Origin of the sequence: Pseudomonas sp. NY15372, from assembly GCF_048068215.1 — a bacterium.
Classification (GTDB): Bacteria; Pseudomonadota; Gammaproteobacteria; order Pseudomonadales; family Pseudomonadaceae; genus Aquipseudomonas; species Aquipseudomonas guariconensis_A.
In genome coordinates this window covers 1-18,688 of sequence record NZ_JBLUPY010000053.1, presented here as the reverse complement: position 1 = coordinate 18,688, position 18,688 = coordinate 1, and the positions used below count along the sequence as shown (strand labels likewise).

General features: G+C 64.1%; 15 protein-coding genes. 9 read left to right on the top strand and 6 right to left on the bottom strand.

Annotation, left to right across the window (positions count from 1 at the left end; translation table 11 throughout):
* Positions 1-525: 525 nt before the first annotated feature.
* Positions 526-936, bottom strand: a complete 411-nt coding sequence (locus ACNFG0_RS21855; RefSeq protein WP_416766370.1) for a VOC family protein — start codon at positions 934-936, stop codon at positions 526-528.
* Between the two features lie 87 nt (positions 937-1,023).
* On the bottom strand, positions 1,024-1,950 hold the full coding sequence (locus ACNFG0_RS21850) for an alpha/beta fold hydrolase (protein WP_196146777.1): 927 nt from the start codon (positions 1,948-1,950) through the stop codon (positions 1,024-1,026).
* Between the two features lie 193 nt (positions 1,951-2,143).
* On the opposite strand from ACNFG0_RS21850, the gene ACNFG0_RS21845 reads away from it, so the two are divergent.
* The gene (locus tag ACNFG0_RS21845; RefSeq protein ID WP_416766368.1) at positions 2,144-2,890 is read left to right on the top strand and encodes a dermonecrotic toxin domain-containing protein; all 747 of its coding nucleotides are present in this window, start codon (positions 2,144-2,146) and stop codon (positions 2,888-2,890) included.
* A 4-nt stretch (positions 2,891-2,894) separates the two neighbouring features.
* Here the strand turns inward: ACNFG0_RS21845 and ACNFG0_RS21840 are convergent, their stop codons facing one another.
* Complete coding sequence (locus ACNFG0_RS21840) at positions 2,895-5,399, bottom strand: UvrD-helicase domain-containing protein (protein WP_416766366.1); 2,505 nt, start codon at positions 5,397-5,399, stop codon at positions 2,895-2,897.
* Between the two features lie 184 nt (positions 5,400-5,583).
* Between ACNFG0_RS21840 and ACNFG0_RS21835 the strand changes: the two genes are divergently transcribed.
* Positions 5,584-6,282 carry a pirin family protein gene (locus tag ACNFG0_RS21835; RefSeq protein ID WP_416766365.1) on the top strand — a complete coding sequence of 233 codons (699 nt, stop codon included), beginning with the start codon at positions 5,584-5,586 and terminating at the stop codon, positions 6,280-6,282.
* A 42-nt stretch (positions 6,283-6,324) separates the two neighbouring features.
* Here ACNFG0_RS21835 and ACNFG0_RS21830 read toward each other — a convergent pair whose 3' ends face one another.
* Together ACNFG0_RS21830 and ACNFG0_RS21825 are read right to left on the bottom strand one after the other, a co-directional pair.
* The gene (locus ACNFG0_RS21830; RefSeq protein WP_196146781.1) at positions 6,325-7,200 is read right to left on the bottom strand and encodes an alpha/beta fold hydrolase; all 876 of its coding nucleotides are present in this window, start codon (positions 7,198-7,200) and stop codon (positions 6,325-6,327) included.
* A gap of 21 nt (positions 7,201-7,221) precedes the next feature.
* Positions 7,222-7,842, bottom strand: coding sequence for a LysE family translocator (locus ACNFG0_RS21825; RefSeq protein ID WP_196146782.1), 621 nt, complete (start codon positions 7,840-7,842; stop codon positions 7,222-7,224).
* Positions 7,843-7,988: 146 nt separating this feature from the next.
* Between ACNFG0_RS21825 and ACNFG0_RS21820 the strand changes: the two genes are divergently transcribed.
* From ACNFG0_RS21820 to ACNFG0_RS21805, 4 genes are all read left to right on the top strand, one after another.
* Positions 7,989-8,468 carry a GNAT family N-acetyltransferase gene (locus ACNFG0_RS21820; protein ID WP_416766363.1) on the top strand — a complete coding sequence of 160 codons (480 nt, stop codon included), beginning with the start codon at positions 7,989-7,991 and terminating at the stop codon, positions 8,466-8,468.
* Positions 8,469-8,851: 383 nt separating this feature from the next.
* Positions 8,852-10,093, top strand: a complete 1,242-nt coding sequence (gene mexE / locus ACNFG0_RS21815; protein WP_196146784.1) for a multidrug efflux RND transporter periplasmic adaptor subunit MexE — start codon at positions 8,852-8,854, stop codon at positions 10,091-10,093.
* A gap of 12 nt (positions 10,094-10,105) precedes the next feature.
* Positions 10,106-13,285, top strand: a complete 3,180-nt coding sequence (locus tag ACNFG0_RS21810; protein WP_196146785.1) for an efflux RND transporter permease subunit — start codon at positions 10,106-10,108, stop codon at positions 13,283-13,285.
* Positions 13,282-14,697 (top strand): efflux transporter outer membrane subunit, encoded by a 1,416-nt coding sequence (locus ACNFG0_RS21805; RefSeq protein WP_196156336.1) that lies wholly within the window; start codon positions 13,282-13,284, stop codon positions 14,695-14,697. The genes ACNFG0_RS21810 and ACNFG0_RS21805 overlap by 4 nt, the downstream gene beginning before the upstream one ends.
* 172 nt (positions 14,698-14,869) lie before the next feature.
* Here ACNFG0_RS21805 and ACNFG0_RS21800 read toward each other — a convergent pair whose 3' ends face one another.
* Positions 14,870-15,856 (bottom strand): bile acid:sodium symporter family protein, encoded by a 987-nt coding sequence (locus tag ACNFG0_RS21800; protein WP_416766362.1) that lies wholly within the window; start codon positions 15,854-15,856, stop codon positions 14,870-14,872.
* An 80-nt stretch (positions 15,857-15,936) separates the two neighbouring features.
* Between ACNFG0_RS21800 and ACNFG0_RS21795 the strand changes: the two genes are divergently transcribed.
* The 3 genes from ACNFG0_RS21795 (at position 15,937) to ACNFG0_RS21785 (ending at position 18,529) form a co-directional block, all read left to right on the top strand.
* On the top strand, positions 15,937-16,731 hold the full coding sequence (locus ACNFG0_RS21795; protein WP_416766360.1) for an AraC family transcriptional regulator: 795 nt from the start codon (positions 15,937-15,939) through the stop codon (positions 16,729-16,731).
* A gap of 21 nt (positions 16,732-16,752) precedes the next feature.
* Positions 16,753-17,898, top strand: a complete 1,146-nt coding sequence (ampC, locus tag ACNFG0_RS21790; RefSeq protein WP_416766358.1) for a class C beta-lactamase — start codon at positions 16,753-16,755, stop codon at positions 17,896-17,898.
* A 298-nt stretch (positions 17,899-18,196) separates the two neighbouring features.
* On the top strand, positions 18,197-18,529 hold the full coding sequence (locus ACNFG0_RS21785) for a hypothetical protein (RefSeq protein WP_196146789.1): 333 nt from the start codon (positions 18,197-18,199) through the stop codon (positions 18,527-18,529).
* The last annotated feature ends 159 nt before the right edge of the window (positions 18,530-18,688 follow it).

Sequence of the window (18,688 nt, the reverse complement as noted above, 5' to 3'; positions counted from 1 at the left end):
GGAGCAAGGCTGGAGCGAGGGAACCCCGGAGCGCAGCGCAGGGGCCGGATGCAGGAGCCAGCGTTTTTTGGTTACTTTTTGTCGCGTCTGACAAAAAGTGACCCGCCGTAAAGGCGGAAAGGTGACTCAGCGTCGCCATCGCAAATGGACTTTGCGCTTACGTCAAAACCAACAATTTATCGACTGCATTGAAAATAGCGAAGTATCCAACGGCGACCTACTTTTGCTCTTGGGCAAAAGTAGGCAAAAGCCGCTGGCTCCTGCATCCGGCCTCCTGACGTCGCGTTTGGCGGCGCCTGGAATGTTGCGCATCGCAAGCAGAAGCAAAGGCAAAGGCCGGTCGGTTAATTTTGGGCCATCTCATTGGGGCTGCTATGCAGCCCACCGCGGGACAAGCCCGTTCCTACAGAATCACGCAAACTTTTGCCAATGGCAGATTCTTGTTGGAACAGCGATGCGGCGGTCCGACTTGCCCGCGATTGGCCGGGCCCGATATCACCGTTGCCCTTGTCGCAGGACAAATTCTCAGGATACCGGCCCCTTGAGCTCGACCTGGTTACCATCGGGATCGAAGCAGTAAAGCGAAGGTCCCTCCCCCTCGGCCCCGTAGCGTTTCTCCGCAGGCTCCACGGTGACGCCCGCCGCTTGTAGGTAGCCGATCAAGGCGTGCTCGTCGAAGGGTTCGATACGCAGGCAGAAATGATGCAGGTTATGCCCCTGCCCGCTCGGTGCCGGGCCGCCCGGACGCCCTAGCGGCCCATCGAGGCTCACCAGGTCGATCATGGCCGTGCCCGCCGCCAGATGCACCATGCCCAGGTCTGCCCGCGTTCGGCTCACCTGGCAACCGAGCAGGTCGCGGTAGAAGGCGATGCTGCGGTCCAGGTCTTGGACTCGCAGAACAATATGATCGATGTGCTGGATCACGAACGGTGGCATGCCGCAGCTCCTTCGGGCGACCAAAGAAAAGGTACGTGGGCAACATAACCCATCCCCAGGTGCGCCGACAGCCCCCGTTTCGCGTGGCTACTCGTTGACCAGGCGCTGCAACTGGCCATGGTCATGGGTGGCCAGCACCCGCAGGATCAGGTCGACCAAGGTGCGGTCAGGGCCTTCCAGGTGGAAATGATGGCCCCCCGGGTGCCAGGTGACCCGGGCTTGGCCAGGCAGGGCCCCTTGCCGCGGCTCGAAGCCATCCCCGGCGAAGGCGCCTTGGCGCCCGAGCATCAGGTACAGCGGGCAGGCGATCTGCCTGAGCAGGTCGCAGGCTTCGCGCTCGGTCAAGGGCATGGGTTCGGGCAGCACCAGGCGAGGGTCGTGGCGCCAGCAATAGCCCTCGCCCACCTGCAACAGGTCGCGCTGGGCCAACAGCCGTGCGGCATCGGCGGACAAATGGCCATCGAGCCGGTTGCGCCGCTGCGTGAGCGCGGTATCGAGGTCGTCGAACTGGCAACCACCAGGCTCGGCGAAGCCTTGCAAACGGCTCCGCCGGACCAGGCGCTTGAGGCGATAGGCCCGGGCCAGGTGTGACACGCGATCGTCCTCGGCGACCGTGAACGGCGCGCCCATGCCATCGAGGAAGATCATGCTGGCGATGCTGCTGGTCAGTGCCGCCAGCAGAGAAGCGATGCCGGTACCCATGCCATGGGCCAAGACATGAAAATGCCCAAGGCCAAGGCTTTCGACCACGGCCAGCATGTCTTCGGCGTGCTCCCACAGGTAATAGCCGCTGTCGTCACGGCGGTGGTCGGAACGGCCGTGGCCGGCAAGGTCCGGGGCGATCACGAAGCACCCGTCGAGCAGAGGGGCCAATCGGTCGAATGAAGCGGCGTTATCCAGCCAGCCGTGCAATGCGAGCACCGGAATGCCATCTTCCGGGCCCCAGCAACGCACGGCAATCTCGACGCCATCGAGGTCTAGCAGGTGATCCTTGGGACTGCACTGCGAACGCATGAACTCTCTCCCTTGGCTATGGCCTGGCGCCAGGGCACAGGCCGGTAGCCTACCTTGGCCCAGCGGGCCGCAGCACGCTGACCCGTCACCGACGGCAACGTGTGCGACACCGACCCATGGCGTTAACCGGCTACAACCTAGCCGGGCGTTCAATGGCGCCAGATAGCGCTTCACTCATGCAGGAGCGCGAACCATGCCCCCTCTCCCTCCCTTTCATCAAAGGCAGATCGAACGCACGTTGCCAGCCTGGAGCAAGGAGTTGCATCCAGACCACGCCCGTCAGGTGGTGCAGCGCCTGCGCAAGGATTACCTCGACGAACGAGGCAAGCCCTATGCGTGGTACGCCGAGGCGGACGATACCGATCAACGCGCCATAGACCGTGCCATCGATGTGCGCGACCGTAGCCGACGGGCCTTGCAGCAGGCGCTCGCCGGCCTCAAGGGCATCACCGAGTTCTGCCGCCCGCTGTTGCAACAGCGGTTGGGTAGCGATGTCGTGGTGGACAAGGCGCAATATGTCTACCAGCCGTTCGAACTGGAGCAACCAGGCCCGACGCTGCAACCTGCTATCACCCGGCCGACCGAGCCGTACCAGGTAATCCCGAAGGGCGAGCCACAACTCAGAAGCTTGCTGGAGGCAGCGCTGCACAATTTCCGTGATGATGTCGAGCCGGGTCGCCTAAGCCGGCTTCAGCGCTCACGCACGGACCCGTTTCCGGTAACCGGGCTGACCCTGAAGACGTTCATTGCATACAGCCGCGCCCTGGACCTGGGGCAGCGCTACCAGGAGCATTTGCAAAGCGTTTACCAAGGCGCCGAACACGAGCAGCTCAAGGCCCTGGCGTGCCAGGCATATCAAAGCCTCCGAGACCAGCAACAGGAGACTGAAAAAGGCCTGTTGCTGAGCCTTACCCAGCGGGTGCAGCAACAGGCCGCCTGACCGGCTAGCGGCCGCGCAGGTCTTCGAAGAAGGCCTGCCGGCCTGCCACCTGGGCAGAGGCCCTGGCCAGCCCGGCACCTTCGTCATTGGCCGGCTCGACATGCCAATAGCAGTGCCTGATCGCCCGGGTCACCGCCACGTACGCAAGGCGCTGCACTTCTTCCTTTTGCGCCGTGTCGAAGGGCTGGGCGTCACCTGCTCGCCCCAGGCCTGCGAGGCGGTAGACCTGGTTCTTGTAGGGCGAACTGGTCAAGTATTGGCAATCACCGAGCATGAACACCGCGTCGGCCTGCAACCCCTTGGCGCTGTGGTAGGTCAGCTGGCGCAGCCGGCGCTGTTCGGGCGGCAGGCTGGAATCTGCCTTGTACAAAGACGAAAGGTGCTGATCGATCAGTGCCTTATCGGCACTTTTACGGAACAGCATCATTACCGTTTCCCCGCGCTGGTAATGCTCCATCAAGGTTTGCGCCAGGGCGGCCTCGTCACGCTCGAATACCTTCACCGGCGATAGGGGAAGGTCGGCAGCAGCCCCACTGGACTTGGCCTTCTTGCCGGCAATGGCCGGAGCACCTTTGACCAGGTGCTCGGCGGCATCGATGATGTGCTGCTGGCTACGGTAGTTTTCCACCAACATCACGCGGGTATTGGCCGGCGACGGGAAGGCCTGGGTGAACGTCATGAAGTACTTCGGCGAACTGCCCCGCCAACCGTAGATCGACTGCCAGTCGTCGCCCACACACAGCAGTGAACTGTGCCCGGCGTTGCGCCCGGTATGCATGGCCGGGCCACGCCTGCGGATCTCGGCCAGGCTCGCGCGCAACCAGCTGACGATCTGCGGCGAGACGTCCTGGAACTCGTCGATCATCAAGTGCGCCAGCGGGCGCAGCAGTGGGTCGGGCAAAAGGCGCAGGTTTTCCGGGTTGTTTTCGCCGAACAGAGCGAACATACGGTTGTAGGTCATGACCGGTGGTGACTGGGCCAGCAGGTGCGCTTCGAAGGCTTTCCAGTACAGCGCCAAGGCTTCGAAGAACAACGCATCGCTGTCATCCGGCGGGAAGCTCATGGCGGCCACGGCGCTGTTCACCTCCAGGCCAAGATTCTCGATGAAGCTGGCGGCACTGACGAATGCATCGAGCAACGGCGCCGGCGCCAGCTCACCCTTGACCTTGTATTCGAAGCCCGGCCCGGCGACAGCATCGCCAGCCAAGGTAGCGGCAAGCCGCTTCGCCGCCGCGTAGTTTTCCAGCCATATCAAAGGTTTGTCGCAGAAAGCTTGAAACAGGGTGCGCTTGACCGCCCATTCCGCGCGTACCCCAAGCTTGGCGCCCGGGCGTTGGTACTGGGCGCTTTCGGACGGGTCGAAGCCCAGCACCACCCAGGCATCCAGCCCTTCAAGGCGGCCATGCACATGGAAGCGGCTGCCCCGGATCTGCACGGTATCGCGGCACGGCTCGATGCCCTTGATCGGCCAGGCGCCGGCGGCGAACCACAGGTCCTCGATCACATCGCACAGTTCTTCGTCGCGCTGGGCCGCCAGCTGGGTCACCTGCACACGCTTCTGCACATCGGGGTGGTCCGGGTCCAGGGGCTTGAGCTGCAGGGCTTCGCGCCGCAAAGCACCGATCAGCTCGGCGAAGCGTGGGTTGCCTTGCAGCAGGTCGCGATAGCACAGGTTCAACTGCTGGCGCTGGGCATCGTTCAGACGCAGGTCGAACGGGTTGCCCTCGGCATTGGCCTCGCCACCGGCCGGCAGTTCCTGGCCCAGGGTCTCGAAGGCGCGCAACTGGCCGAAGCCCGGCAGGCTGCGCACCAGCGGCAGGATGCGCGAATGAAAGGTACGCACCAGTTCACGGGCCTGGGCGGGCTGCAGGTCGAGCTGCCAGAGCGCGAACACCTGCACCAGGCGCTTGATGAAGTCCTTGCGCGATTCGCGGGTGAAGGTCACCACCGTCATGGCATCGAGCTCGTAGCCTAGGTAATGGCGCAACAGCAGGATGCGCAGCACCAGCGAGGTCGACTTCCCCGCACCCGCGCCGGCCACCACGCAAGTGGATGGGGTATCGCTGAAGATCAACTTCCACTGCGCGGCGCTGGGTTGGGCCTGGGCAGGCAAGCGCTGGGCCACGTCGGCCTTGAAGCGCTTTTTCAATTCGGCGGTCAACGGCAGGCGCCAGTCGTCGAACAGCTTGTCGTCCTGGCCCGGGACCCCGGCGGCGTCGGGGCGAACGTCGCGTATCACCAGCACCTGGCGCCCGGCTTCGTAGCCCTCGACCCGGCCACGCTCGTAGCCTTCGCGCATACCATCGGCATGGCCACTGCGCTGGCCGGTTGCGTGACCGAGGAACCAGGAGTCGCGGTGCTGCGCTTGCAGGCGGGTCAGGCCCCGGCCCAACAGGCGGGCGGCCAAGCGGCGAAACCAGGGCAGTTGGGCCGGCGGCGCCAGGTCCGCAGGGGCTTGGGGATGCTCGTGAGGCACGGTCACTCCATTGAGAATCGAATCAGCGGGCATGTTCGCCCCATCTGCGAAAAATCGCCAGCGAATGCTTTCAGATCATGGAATTAGGCGATGAATCGCAGGTTTACCCAAAGAAAAACCATCTAATTAACAAATCAAAACAAGCCGATATTTACGCTTATTTTCGATCTTTTTTTGACGCATCATGGCCCCATCAACCGATTCAAGGAGCACGACCATGCTGCAACTGCGACCGTTCGAAAGCCTGGGCCATGCCAACCACGGCTGGCTCGATGCCCACCATCACTTCTCGTTCGCCGAGTACTACGACCCGGCGCGCATGAGCTGGGGCAACCTGCGCGTCTGGAACGACGACCTGATCGCCGCTGGCGGTGGTTTCCCGCCGCACCCGCACCGGGACATGGAAATCATCACCTATGTGCGTGAAGGCGCGATCACCCACCAGGACAGCCTAGGCAACAAAGGCCGTACCGAGGCGGGCGACGTCCAGGTAATGAGCGCGGGTACTGGCATCGTGCACAGCGAATACAACCAGGAGAAGGTCGACACGCGGATCTTCCAGATCTGGATCATGCCTGAGCGGGTCGGCGAAGCGCCGTCCTGGGGTACCCGGCCCTTCCCCAAGGGGGAGCGCGGCGAAGGTTTCGTGACCCTGGCCAGCGGCCGGGCCGGCGATGAAGACAGCCTGCACATCCGCACCGATGCACGCCTGGTAGCGGCGACCCTGCGTGCCGGAGAAAGCGCCGAATATCGCTTCGACGCGGGGCGCCGCGGTTACCTGGTGCCGGCCAAGGGGCTGGTGGAGGTCAACGGCCTGCGGGCGAAAGCCCAAGACGGTGTGGCCATCGAGCAGGAGCAGGTGTTGCAGGTGACGGCCGTCGAGGACAGCGAGATCGTCCTGGTCGATGTGGCCTGACGTGGCCTAGCCTGCGCAAGCCCCATAGCCCATGCAAACCCGTCAACGGGCGAGCAGCCAGGTCGCCACCTGCTCTGCCGCGCCCGCTGGGTCCTCCTGCATGAAACAGTGCCCGCCGGGCACCTGCCGAGCGCTCACATGGGGATTGAGCGCCGCCAGCCGCTGTACCGAATGGGGAACGAACGGATAGGTGCGCTCGCCATACAGAATGGATGTCGGCACCTTGATCTGCAGAAGGTGCGCCCACATCCGCTCAGGGAACGAGCTGAAGATTTCCGCCTCTCGGCTGGGCCGGCACTTGAGCACCACGCCTTCGCCACACTCGCCCACGGCATGCTCCACGTAGGCCTGCAATGCTGCCTCGCTCCAACCCTTGAAAATACCCCGGCCATGCAGCGATGCCGTTACCGCCTCGCGGTCGGGCCAATGGCTTCGCCGGGTCGCGGCCTTGCGTGCCAAGGTGTGACGACGGTGCAACCCGACCAATGCAGCCACGCCCATCACGCCGAGCATGCGCCGGCTGAACAACACCGGGTCAAGCAGCACGGCGCGGCTGAACAGGTGCGGCTCGCTGGCCAGGATCAACCCGGTCAGTACACCGCCAAAGCTGTGGCCCACCGCAACGCGCGGCACGTCCCCATACTCGCCACGCCCGGCCTCGAAGGCCTCGACGGCCAGGGCGGCGCTGCGGTTCCAGCCCCGGAACGCCCCGCCATGGTCGCTGTCGCCATGGCCTTGCACATCACTGAGCCACAGGTCGAAGTGCTCGCCCAGCGTCATCAGCATGGGCTGATAGGCCAGGCTGCAGAACCCGTTGCCATGCAGGAAATGCAGCAACGGCCGCCCGCTGGCCGGTGACCGCCAGCCACGCAGGGTGAAACCTTCGGAGCTTTCATGGGACCAGGGAATCAACTGCATCGCTTTGCTGTACTCGTTGGTCTAGGAAAACGTCGATTCTACAAACAGCAGCGGGTACAACGAAATCACCAGCAACAGGGCCATCAGGACATTGAACAGCATCAGCCAGCGAGGGTTCTGCAGGAAGTTGCGCAATGCACTGCCGAACATCACCCAGATTCCGACGCTAGGCAGGTTGACCAGGGCGAACAAGGCGGCGATGACGATCACGTTGAGCACATAGCCCTGGGCCGGCGTGTAGGTGGTGATTGCCCCCACCGCCATCACCCAGGCCTTGGGGTTGACCCACTGAAATGCCGCCGCGCCCCAGAACCCCAAGGGTTTGCCCGCGCCCTTGGCATCACCGGACATCGGGCCGGAAGTGGCGATCTTCCACGCCAGGTACAACAAGTAGGCCGCGCCGACATAGCGCAGGATGGTGTACAGCGGCGGCCAGGCCTTGAACAGCTCGCCCAGGCCGAAGCCCACCGCCAGCACCATCACCATGAAACCGATGCTGATGCCCAGGGCGTGAGGAATGGAACGGCGCACGCCGAAGTTGACCCCCGAGGCGAGCAGCATGGTGTTGTTCGGCCCCGGCGTGATCGAGGACACGAAGGCAAAGAGCACGAAGGCGGTGAGCAGATCGATGGATCCAAGCATGGCGGGCTTCCACAAGGGGTTGTTGTGTTGTCACACTAGCCGAGCGATTTTCGCTGCAACCCGTACAGTTAAGTTAAATTGCACCGATACACATGACTGTATCGGTTTGAAATGCCCTGCCCTGCACCTTCAAGGAAGCCCGAAACATGAGCCTGACCATTCGCCCCGCCGTACGCGCCGACGCTGCGCAGATCCTTGCATTCATCACCGAGCTCGCCGACTACGAGCGCGCCCGCCACGAAGTGGTGGCGAGCCAGGGCGACATCGAGCACAGCCTGTTCGATGAAGGCAGCACGGTGCACAGCCTGATCTGCGAACGCGATGGCCAGGCGATCGGCTTTGCCGTGTATTTCTACAGCTATTCCACCTGGCTGGGCCGCAACGGTATCTACCTGGAGGACCTGTACATCACCCCGGAGCAACGCGGCGATGGTGCTGGCCGCCAACTGCTGCGCCACATCGCCCGCGAGGCCGTGGCCAAGGGTTGCGGTCGCCTGGAATGGAGCGTGCTGGACTGGAACGAGCCGGCGATCGGCTTCTATGAGTCCCTGGGGGCCGAGCCTCAGAATGAGTGGATTCGCTACCGGCTCGATGGCGAGCGACTGACCCGGTTTGCCCAGGGCTAGATATTTGCGGGGCCCTGCCTGTGGGAGGCTTGTCCCGACTCCGGTAGCGAGGCTGCATGGCAAGGGCTTTGCCCTTGATCGCGGGGCGAGCCCGCTCCTACAGGGGGAACCGCTCAGGCTGGACGCTTGTATTTCGATTGTGTGGGAGCGGGCTTGTCCCGCGATTGACCGACTCCGGTAACGAGGCTGCAAGGCAAGGGCTTCGCCCTTGATCGCGGGGCGAGCCCGCTTCTACAAAGGAATCGCAGGCATCATGCGTTCCCATCGATGACGCAGCCCTACATATCATTCCGCTTGATAATAACCTTCGCCCCATTCGATTCGTTCCCCGCGCGCAAGACTCGCAGAATCCGCCCACTATCCAATCATTGGCGGAGTTCTCCATGGAACAATCATTCAAACCCTTGCGCTTTCCGCTCGCTGCCTTGGCAGTGATGGTGATCGCCGCTTGTGGACGAACCCCGGAAGCCGTGCAGGCGCCCGCCGCACCCAAGGTCAGCGTAGCCAAGGTGATCGAGCAGCCGATCAACGAATGGGACGAATTCACAGGTCGCCTGGAAGCCCCGGAAACCGTCGAGGTGCGCCCGCGCGTGTCGGGCCAGATCGACCGGGTGGCTTTCACCGAAGGCGCCCAGGTCAACAAAGGCGACCTGCTGTTCCAGATCGACCCTCGCCCGTTCCAGGCCGAGGTCCGTCGTCTGGAGGCCCAACTGCAACAAGCCAAGGCCACTGCCATCCGCAGCGCCAACGAAGCGCGCCGCGGCGAGCGTCTGCGCGACAGCAACGCCATCTCCGCCGAGCTGGCTGAATCGCGCAGCAGCGCCGCTGCCGAAGCCCGTGCCGGGGTCGATGCGATCCAGGCCCAGCTCGACCTGGCCCGCCTGAACTTGAGCTTCACCCGGGTGACCGCGCCGATCAGCGGCCGTGTCAGCCGTGCCCAGTTCACCGCCGGCAACATCGTCACCGCCGATGTCACCCCGCTGACCTCGGTGGTGTCCACTGACAAGGTGTACGCCTACTTCGACGCCGACGAGCGCGTGTACCTCAAGTACACCCAGCTGGCCCGCGAAGGCCAGCGCGGCCAGAGCACCCCGGTGTACCTGGGCCTGACCAACGAAACCGGCAACCCACACCTGGGCCAGATGAACTTCGTCGACAACCAGGTCAACCCGCGCACCGGCACCATCCGTGGCCGCGCCGTGTTCGACAACCGTGACGGCCGCTTCACCCCAGGCCTGTACGCCCGCCTGAAACTGGTCGGCAGCGCCAAATACGACGCGGTGCTGATCAACGACGAAGCCGTGGGGACCGACCTTGGCAAGAAGTTCGTGCTGGTCATGGACAAAGACAACAAGGCCGCCTACCGCGCCGTGGAGCTGGGACCCAAGCTGGAAGGACTGCGCATCGTGCGCAGCGGCCTGAGCAAGGATGACCGCATCGTGGTCAAGGGCCTGCAACGCGTACGCCCTGGTTCTGCGGTAACGCCCGAGGAAACCCCGATGGCCAGCGAGGAAACCCTCGCCACTCTGGCTCGCCAGCGCCAGGCCCTGGAGGCCAGCAACCCGACCCCGACAGTGGCCGGTTCCAACGACAAAGTCGCTAGTGCCCAGGCACCTCGCGGTTAAGGATCGATGCCGATGAACTTCTCCAAATTCTTCATCACACGGCCGATTTTCGCCGCCGTGCTGTCGCTCGTGTTGCTGATTGCAGGCTCCATCGCACTGTTCCAGCTGCCGATCAGCGAATACCCCGAAGTGGTACCGCCCACCGTGGTGGTGCGCGCCAACTTCCCTGGCGCCAACCCCAAGGTGATCGGCGAAACCGTGGCCGCGCCCCTTGAGCAGGCCATCACCGGCGTCGAGAACATGCTGTACATGTCCTCGCAGTCGACCGCCGACGGCAAGCTGACCCTGACCATCACCTTCGCCCTGGGTACCGACCTCGACAACGCCCAGGTGCAGGTGCAAAACCGCGTCACCCGTACCCAGCCCAAGCTGCCCGAGGAAGTGACGCGTATCGGTATCACCGTCGACAAGGCTTCGCCCGACCTGACCATGGTCGTGCACCTGACCTCGCCGGACAACCGCTACGACATGCTCTACCTCTCCAACTACGCGATCCTCAACATCAAGGATGAACTGGCACGCCTGGGCGGCGTAGGCGATGTGCAGCTGTTCGGCATGGGCGACTACTCCCTGCGGGTGTGGCTGGACCCGAACAAGACCGCCTCACGCAACCTGACCGCCAGCGACGTGGTGGCGGCCATCCGCGAACAGAACCGCCAGGTCGCCGCCGGCCAGCTGGGCGCACCGCCCGCCCCGGGCTCGACCAGCTTCCAGCTGTCGATCAACACCCAGGGCCGCCTGGTCAACGAGGAAGAGTTCGAGAACATCATCATCCGCGCCGGCGACAACGGCGAGATCACCCGCTTGAAGGACATCGCCCGGGTGGAACTGGGTTCGAGCCAGTACGCCCTGCGTTCGCTGCTCAACAACCAGCCGGCCGTGGCGATCCCGATCTTCCAGCGCCCAGGCTCCAATGCCATCGAAATCTCCGATGAAGTACGGGCAAAGATGGCCGAGCTGAAGAAGGACTTCCCCGAAGGCATGGACTACAGCATCGTCTATGACCCGACGGTGTTCGTGCGCGGCTCCATCGAAGCAGTGGTGCATACCCTGTTCGAGGCGCTGGTGCTCGTCGTCCTGGTGGTGATCCTGTTCCTGCAAACCTGGCGCGCCTCGATCATCCCGTTGATGGCGGTGCCGGTGTCGTTGATCGGTACCTTCGCAGTGATGCACCTGTTCGGCTTCTCGCTCAATGCGCTGTCGCTGTTCGGCCTGGTGCTGGCCATCGGTATCGTGGTGGACGACGCCATCGTCGTGGTGGAAAACGTCGAGCGCAACATCGGCCTTGGCTTAAAGCCGCTGGAGGCGACGCAAAAGGCCATGAGCGAAGTGACCGGGCCGATCATCGCCACGGCCCTGGTGCTGTGCGCCGTATTCGTTCCTGCGGCGTTCATCTCCGGGTTGACCGGGCAGTTCTACAAGCAGTTCGCCTTGACCATCGCCATCTCGACCGTGATCTCGGCGTTCAACTCGCTGACCCTGTCGCCGGCCCTGGCCGCGGTATTGCTCAAGGACCACCATGCACCCAAGGACCGTTTCTCGCTGCTGCTGGAAAAGCTGCTGGGCAGTTGGCTGTTCGCCCCGTTCAACCGCTTCTTCGACCGTGCCAGCCATGGCTACGTCGGCGGCGTACGTCGGGTCATCCGCTCCAGTGGCATCGCGCTGTTCGTCTATGCCGGGCTGATGGGCCTGACTTACTTGGGCTTCTCGTCCACCCCGACCGGTTTCGTGCCGGCCCAGGACAAGCAGTACCTGGTGGCCTTCGCCCAGTTGCCTGACGCCGCGAGCCTGGACCGCACCGAGGCGGTGATCAAGAAGATGAGCCAGATCGCCCTGGAGCAGCCGGGCGTGGCCGATTCGGTGGCCTTCCCGGGCCTGTCGATCAACGGCTTCACCAACAGCCCCAACAGCGGCATCGTGTTCACCCCGCTCAAGCCGTTCGACGAACGCAAGGACCCAAGCCAGTCGGCCGCGGCCATCGCCGCCGCGCTCAACGCCAAGTTCGCCGACATCCAGGACGCCTACATCGCGATCTTCCCACCACCGCCAGTACAAGGCCTGGGCACCATCGGCGGTTTCCGCCTGCAGATCGAGGACCGCGGCAACCTGGGCTACGAGGCGCTGTACAAGGAAACCCAGAACATCATCGCCAAGAGCCATGGCGTGCCGGAGCTGGCAGGCCTGTTCACCAGCTATCAGGTCAACGTGCCACAGGTCGATGCCGCCATCGACCGGGAAAAGGCCAAGACCCACGGCGTGGCCATCAACGATATCTTCGAAACGCTGCAGATCTACCTGGGCTCGTTGTACACCAACGACTTCAACCGCTTCGGCCGTACCTACCAGGTCAACGTCCAGGCCGAGCAGCAGTTCCGCCTCGACGCCGAACAGATCGGCCAGCTGAAGGTGCGCAACAAACTGGGCGAGATGATTCCGCTGGCGACCTTCCTGAAGGTCAGCGACACCTCCGGCCCAGACCGGGTGATGCACTACAACGGCTTCATCACTGCCGAGATCAACGGTGGCGCAGCGCCCGGCTATAGCTCCGGCCAGGCCGAAGCCGCCATGGAAAAACTGCTCAAGCAAGAGTTGCCCAACGGCATGACCTTCGAATGGACCGACCTGACCTACCAGCAGATCCTGGCAGGCAATACCGCCCTGTTCGTCTTCCCGCTGTGCGTGTTGCTGGCCTTCCTGGTGCTGGCGGCTCAGTACGAAAGCTGGAGCCTGCCGCTGGCGGTGATCCTGATCGTGCCGATGACCCTGCTCTCGGCGATCACCGGTGTGATCATCTCGGGGGGTGACAACAACATCTTCACCCAGATCGGCTTGATCGTACTGGTGGGCCTGGCGTGCAAGAACGCCATCCTCATCGTCGAGTTCGCCAAGGACAAGCAGGCCGAGGGCCTCGATCCGCTGGCCGCGGTGCTGGAAGCTTGCCGCCTGCGCTTGCGGCCGATCCTGATGACCTCGATCGCCTTCATCATGGGAGTGGTGCCGCTGGTGTTCTCCTCTGGCGCCGGTGCCGAGATGCGCCATGCCATGGGCGTGGCGGTGTTCAGCGGGATGATCGGCGTGACGGTGTTCGGCCTGTTCCTGACCCCGGTGTTCTTCTTCCTGATCCGCCGTTTCGTCGAACGTCGCCAGGCCCGCAAGGCCGAGCGCGCGCCCTCGCTGGAGAGCCATGCATGAACCTGCTCAAACCTCTGACCCCGAGCCTGCTGGCACTGGCACTGGCGGCCTGTGCGGTGGGTCCGGACTACCAGGCACCGCTCACCGAGCCTGCGCACCTGGACGCCGACATGCAGGCCAAGGCCTTCGACCGTAGCCGCTTCGAAAGTGTGTGGTGGAAGCAGTTCGACGACCCGGTGCTCAACCAACTGGTGCAAGCCTCGTTGGACGGCAACCGCGACCTGCGCGTGGCCTTTGCCCGCCTCAAGTCGGCGCGGGCGATCCGCGAGGATGCGCAGAACGACCAGCTGCCGGTGGTCACCAGCCGCGCCAGCAGCGACATCGGCAAAGGCCAGATCCCAGGCCAGACCGAGCGCCGGGTCAACAGCGAACGCTACGACCTGGGCCTGGACATGGCCTGGGAGCTGGACCTGTTCGGCCGGATCCAGCGGCAAATCGAGGCCAGCGAAGCGCAGGAGGCCGCCGCCGCGGCCGATCTGCAGCAATTGCAGGTCAGCCTGATCGCAGAATTGGTCGATGCCTATGGCCAGCTGCGCGGTGCCCAACTGCGCGAGAAGATCGCCCTGGCCAACCTCAAGACCCAGCAGGAATCGCGCAGCATCACCGAGACCTTGCGCGATGCCGGCGTGGGCAACGAGCTGGACGTGGTACGCGCCGACGCCCGCCTCGCCGCAGTGGAGGCAACGGTGCCGCAGTTGCAGGCCGAACAGGTGCGGGCGCGCAACCGTATCGCCACCCTGCTTGGCCAGCGGCCGGACGCATTGAGTGTCGACCTCTCGCCCAAGGCGTTGCCGGCCATCGCCAAGGCCTTGCCGGTGGGCGACCCGGGCGAGCTGCTGCGCCGGCGCCCGGACATCCGCAGCGCCGAACGCCAGTTGGCGGCGGCCACGGCGAATGTGGGCGTGGCCACCGCCGACCTGTTCCCGCGGGTGAGCCTGAGTGGGTTCCTGGGCTTTACCGCAGCGCGCGGTTCGCAGATCGGCTCGTCGGCGGCCAATGCCTGGGCGCTGGGCCCGAGCATCACCTGGGCGGCATTCGACCTGGGCAGCGTGCGGGCTCGCCTGCGCGGGGCCAAGGCCGATGCCGAAGGGGCCCTGGCCAACTATGAGCAGCAGGTCTTGCTGGCACTGGAAGAGTCCTCCAATGCCTTCAGCGACTATGGCAAGCGCCAGCAACGCCTGTTGGCCTTGATGCGCCAGAGCGATGCGAGCCGCAAGGCGGCCGACCTGGCGTCGGTTCGCTACCGGGAAGGAACGGTGGATTACCTTGTGCTGCTCGATGCCGAGCGCGAGCGGCTGAGCGCCGAGGATGCGCAGGCGCAGGGCGAGGTCGAGCTGTACCAGGGCATCGTGGCGATCTACAAGGCCCTGGGCGGTGGTTGGCAGCCGGAGACGGTAGCCAGCGCCCACTGACCTTTCGAGACTCCTTTGGTTGGATCCTCCCCCAACCGTTTGCCCCGCTTGCCATTGGCTCGCGGGGCTTTTTTTGTCTGAAGCGGCTGGGAAGGCTACGCCTTCGTTGCACGCGGTGTCCTATAGGAGCGGCCTTGTGCCGGGAAAGGGCTGCCAAGCAGCCCCACCCCCTTCAAGACACCACCGAAGCCCCTCCGACCTCCCGCGCTGCGTACTTCTGCGCCAACACTGCACACACCATCAACTGGATCTGGTGGAACAACATCAACGGCAGGATCATCGCCCCGATGCCCCCACCCACGAACAATACTTGCGCCATGGGTACGCCTGTCGCCAGGCTCTTCTTCGAGCCGGCGAACAGGATGGTGATCCGGTCCTCCAGGCTGAACCCCAGCGCCCGCCCCAGCAACCGCGTGCCGAACAACACCGCCGCCAACAACACACCACAGACGACGAACAATCCCGCCAGGTGCTGCGGCGACACCGTGTGCCACAGCCCCGTCACCACGGCGTCGCTGAATGCCGTGTAGACCACCAGCAGGATCGACCCCTGGTCGACGATCTTCAGCCAGCGCGCATTACGCTGCACCCACGCGCCGATCCAGCGCCGAGCCAGCTGCCCTGCCACGAACGGCACCAGCAGCTGCAAAGTGATCTTGAGCACCGCATCGAGCCCCGAGCCCGTCTCGCCTTCGGCCCCCAACAGCAGCATCACCAGCACAGGCGTCAGGAAGATGCCCAGCAGGCTCGAGGCCGCCGCGCTGCAGATCGCCGCCGGGATGTTGCCACGGGCCAGCGACGTGAAGGCGATCGCCGATTGCACCGTGGCCGGCAGGGCGCACAGGTACAGCACCCCCAGGTACAGCTCGTTGCCTACCAGCGGCACGAACAGCGGCTTGAACACCAGGCCCAGCAGCGGAAACATCACGAAGGTACAGGCGAACACCAGCAGGTGCAGCCGCCAGTGGCCAGCACCGGCAATGACCGCCTCGCGTGACAGCTTGGCACCATGCAGAAAGAACAGCAGGCCGATGGCGAGGTTGGTCAGCCAGCCAAACACCACGGCCCCGACACCCGAGCACGGCAACAAGGTTGCGATCAACACCACCGCCAGCAGAGCAAGGGTAAAGTTGTCCAAGACTCTTCGCAGGTACTTCATTTCAATTTCCGTCTTGTAATTACGCAAAGGCTGACGATAAGGTCTGCCCTCCACAACCGCTAACGCCGGAATCCCCACCAGTGTCGCTGAACGGACACCCCGAGCCCCGGCTCGATCAGCTCGAGCGCCTGCCACGCCCGGTTTTCGGGCAAGCACAGAGCCTTCCCAACATCGCCTTGGGTTATCGTCACCAGCATCCTTGGGGCCAGTTGTCCCATGCCCGTCAAGGAATCTTGCGCGTGTATACACCGCAAGGGCTCTACCTGGTGCCTCCCCAGCGGGCCGTATGGATCGCCGCGCAGGTTCCCCATCGGGTGGCGTGCGAGGCCGATACCTGTATTCGCAGCCTGTACATCGAGCCCAGCGCCCTGCCCTGGCCTGACACCGCCTGCCGGGTAGTGGCGGTCGAGCCCCTGCTTGGCGAACTGATCCAGGCGTTTTCGCAATTGCCGGCAGCCTACGACGAACAAGGCGCCGATGGGCGGATGGTGCAGGTCTTGCTCGACCGCCTGGCCTGCGCCCGGGAAGAGCCCTTGCTGCTGCCCCTGCCCCATGATCGCCAATTGCGCCGGATATGCCGCCGCCTGCAGGCCACCCCCGATGACCCGCGCAGCCTGGCCGAATGGGCCGTGCGCCTAGGCGTGTCGGAAAAGACCCTGAGCCGGCGCTTTCTGCGCGAAACGGGCCTGACGTACCGCCTGTGGCGCCAGCGCGTACGCCTGCTCAGCGCCTTGCCAGCCCTGGAGCACGGCGAGCGCGTCACCGACGTGGCGCTGGCCTGCGGCTATGCCTCGCTGTCGGCGTTCATCGCCGCCTTCGGTGAGCATTTCGGCCAATCGCCTGGCGAATTCCTGCGCCGCAACCATTTTTCCTGAACGTTGAAAAGGACCCGCATCATGTTCACCGCCCGCTTCTGCAGCCTTGCCTTCGCCTTTGGCCTGGCCTCTGCTACCACCCCAAGCCTGGCTGCCTCCCTGCAGGCCCAGGTCGATGGCATCATCGCGCCGTTGATGCGCGAACATGACATCGCTGGCATGGCCGTGGCGGTGATCGCCGATGGCAAGGAGCACTACTTCACCTACGGCGTGGCCAGCAAGGCCGATGGGCAGCCGGTGACCCGCCAGACGCTGTTCGAAGTCGGTTCGCTGAGCAAGACCTACACCGCCACCCTCGTCGCCCAGGCCAATGCCGAAGGTAAAATCGACCTGGATGCGCCCGCCAAGCGCTACCAGCCTGCGCTGGGCGGAACACCACTGGGCGAGGCCAGTGTGCTCGAGTTCGGAGCCTACAGTGCCGATTGCCTGCCGCTGCAGTTCCCCGACCAGGTACAGACCGCCGAACAGGTCCTGGCCTTCTATCAGCAATGGCGGCCACGCACCCAGCGCGGCACCCAACGTTGCTACTCCAACCCGAGCCTGGGCCTGTTCGGTGAACTGGCCGCGCGGGCCCAGGGCAAACCCTTCGCCCAAGTGATGACCCAACGGCTGCTGCCGGGCCTGGGCCTGGCCCATACCTACCTCGTCGTGCCTAACAAGGTCCGCGAACACTATGCCCAGGGCTATGACGCCAAAAACCAACCGGTGCGGGTCACTCTCGGGCCATTGGCCGACGAGGCCTATGGCATCAAGACCGACCTGACCGATGCGGCGCGCTACGTACACCTGCAACTGCGCTCCGGGCAACTCTCCCCCTCGCTGCAAAAAGCCATTGCCGTTACCCAGGCGGGTTACTTCACGGTCGGCCCCATGACCCAAGGCCTGGGCTGGGAACGCTACCCGTACCCAGTTGCCCTGGACACCCTGCTCAAGGGCAACAGCTCGGCCATGGCCCTGCAACCCCAGCCGACCCTACGGCTCAAACCTGCCCTGCCCACCGAACCTGCGGCCTGGTACAACAAGACCGGTTCGACCGGGGGCTTCGGCGCCTATTACGCATTCGTGCCGAGCGAGGGCCTGGGCATCGTCCTGCTGGCCAATCGCAACTACCCTAACGAAGCGCGCGTGCGCGCGGCCTACCAGATCCTCTCGAACCTGGAGCGCTGAAAACCGCACGCCGACAGGATTGTCAGACAAGAATGTAGTGCTAAAAAATATTCACTACAAAACGGTTGACGCCGTCGAACGGCCTTGGGCATGATGAGGCCGTCTCCCTGATCGGGAGCGGTGGCAAGGGTGTTCCAGACGGCCTGCGCGGTAACGCAGGCCGTCCGTGGAGAGGGAAACTGTCCAAAAGGCAGCGTGAGAAAGCCCCTGTTGCGATGCTGCTGTAGCAGCCTTGGTAGTGCGCTACATGCCGTGGCGCCAAGTGTGAAATCACTAACTGACGGGTAATGGGGGCTTTATGATGAATTTGAACAACAATCCGACGATCGACCAATTGGCCCAGCTGTTCGCCGCGCGCAAGGACAGCCTCGACGACCACCTGCTGTGGGTCAGCCAGACCGGCGAGGTACGCCTTGACCGCCTGCCACCCAACACGGTCGAGGATGAATTCGAAACGCACATGCCCAGCATGCGCGCCCGCTTCAAGGTCTATCGCCGTGGCCAGGGCTACGTCGGCAAGAAGGCCGCCGCCGATACCGAGTTCGTCGGCCGCGTCCTGCAGACCCTGCAACAAGAATGGCCTACCGTCCGTGAGCGGCAGGCAGTCAAGGTGATCGACCCACTGAACTGAGTTGTACACCGCACTTGAGCCCGGCCCCCAAGGTCGGGCTTTTTCATGGTGCGCCAGGCATGGCGCGTTGCGCGCAAGCGCAACCTGCTTGGCTGTGGTGGTCGAGTGGGTGACTTGGAGGTGAAAGTCCTCTACACACCCGGCAAGGGGAAGTGTTAG

Coding starts and splice junctions, on each gene's coding strand:
- ACNFG0_RS21845 (WP_416766368.1), top strand. CDS start 2,144: ATGCCCCCTCTCCCTCCCTTTCATCAAAGGCAGATCGAACGCACGTTG.
- ampC (WP_416766358.1), top strand. CDS start 16,753: ATGTTCACCGCCCGCTTCTGCAGCCTTGCCTTCGCCTTTGGCCTGGCC.
- ACNFG0_RS21830 (WP_196146781.1), bottom strand. CDS start 7,200: ATGCAGTTGATTCCCTGGTCCCATGAAAGCTCCGAAGGTTTCACCCTG.
- ACNFG0_RS21835 (WP_416766365.1), top strand. CDS start 5,584: ATGCTGCAACTGCGACCGTTCGAAAGCCTGGGCCATGCCAACCACGGC.
- ACNFG0_RS21825 (WP_196146782.1), bottom strand. CDS start 7,842: ATGCTTGGATCCATCGATCTGCTCACCGCCTTCGTGCTCTTTGCCTTC.
- ACNFG0_RS21850 (WP_196146777.1), bottom strand. CDS start 1,950: ATGCGTTCGCAGTGCAGTCCCAAGGATCACCTGCTAGACCTCGATGGC.
- mexE (WP_196146784.1), top strand. CDS start 8,852: ATGGAACAATCATTCAAACCCTTGCGCTTTCCGCTCGCTGCCTTGGCA.
- ACNFG0_RS21820 (WP_416766363.1), top strand. CDS start 7,989: ATGAGCCTGACCATTCGCCCCGCCGTACGCGCCGACGCTGCGCAGATC.
- ACNFG0_RS21785 (WP_196146789.1), top strand. CDS start 18,197: ATGATGAATTTGAACAACAATCCGACGATCGACCAATTGGCCCAGCTG.
- ACNFG0_RS21855 (WP_416766370.1), bottom strand. CDS start 936: ATGCCACCGTTCGTGATCCAGCACATCGATCATATTGTTCTGCGAGTC.
- ACNFG0_RS21810 (WP_196146785.1), top strand. CDS start 10,106: ATGAACTTCTCCAAATTCTTCATCACACGGCCGATTTTCGCCGCCGTG.
- ACNFG0_RS21840 (WP_416766366.1), bottom strand. CDS start 5,399: ATGCCCGCTGATTCGATTCTCAATGGAGTGACCGTGCCTCACGAGCAT.
- ACNFG0_RS21800 (WP_416766362.1), bottom strand. CDS start 15,856: ATGAAGTACCTGCGAAGAGTCTTGGACAACTTTACCCTTGCTCTGCTG.
- ACNFG0_RS21805 (WP_196156336.1), top strand. CDS start 13,282: ATGAACCTGCTCAAACCTCTGACCCCGAGCCTGCTGGCACTGGCACTG.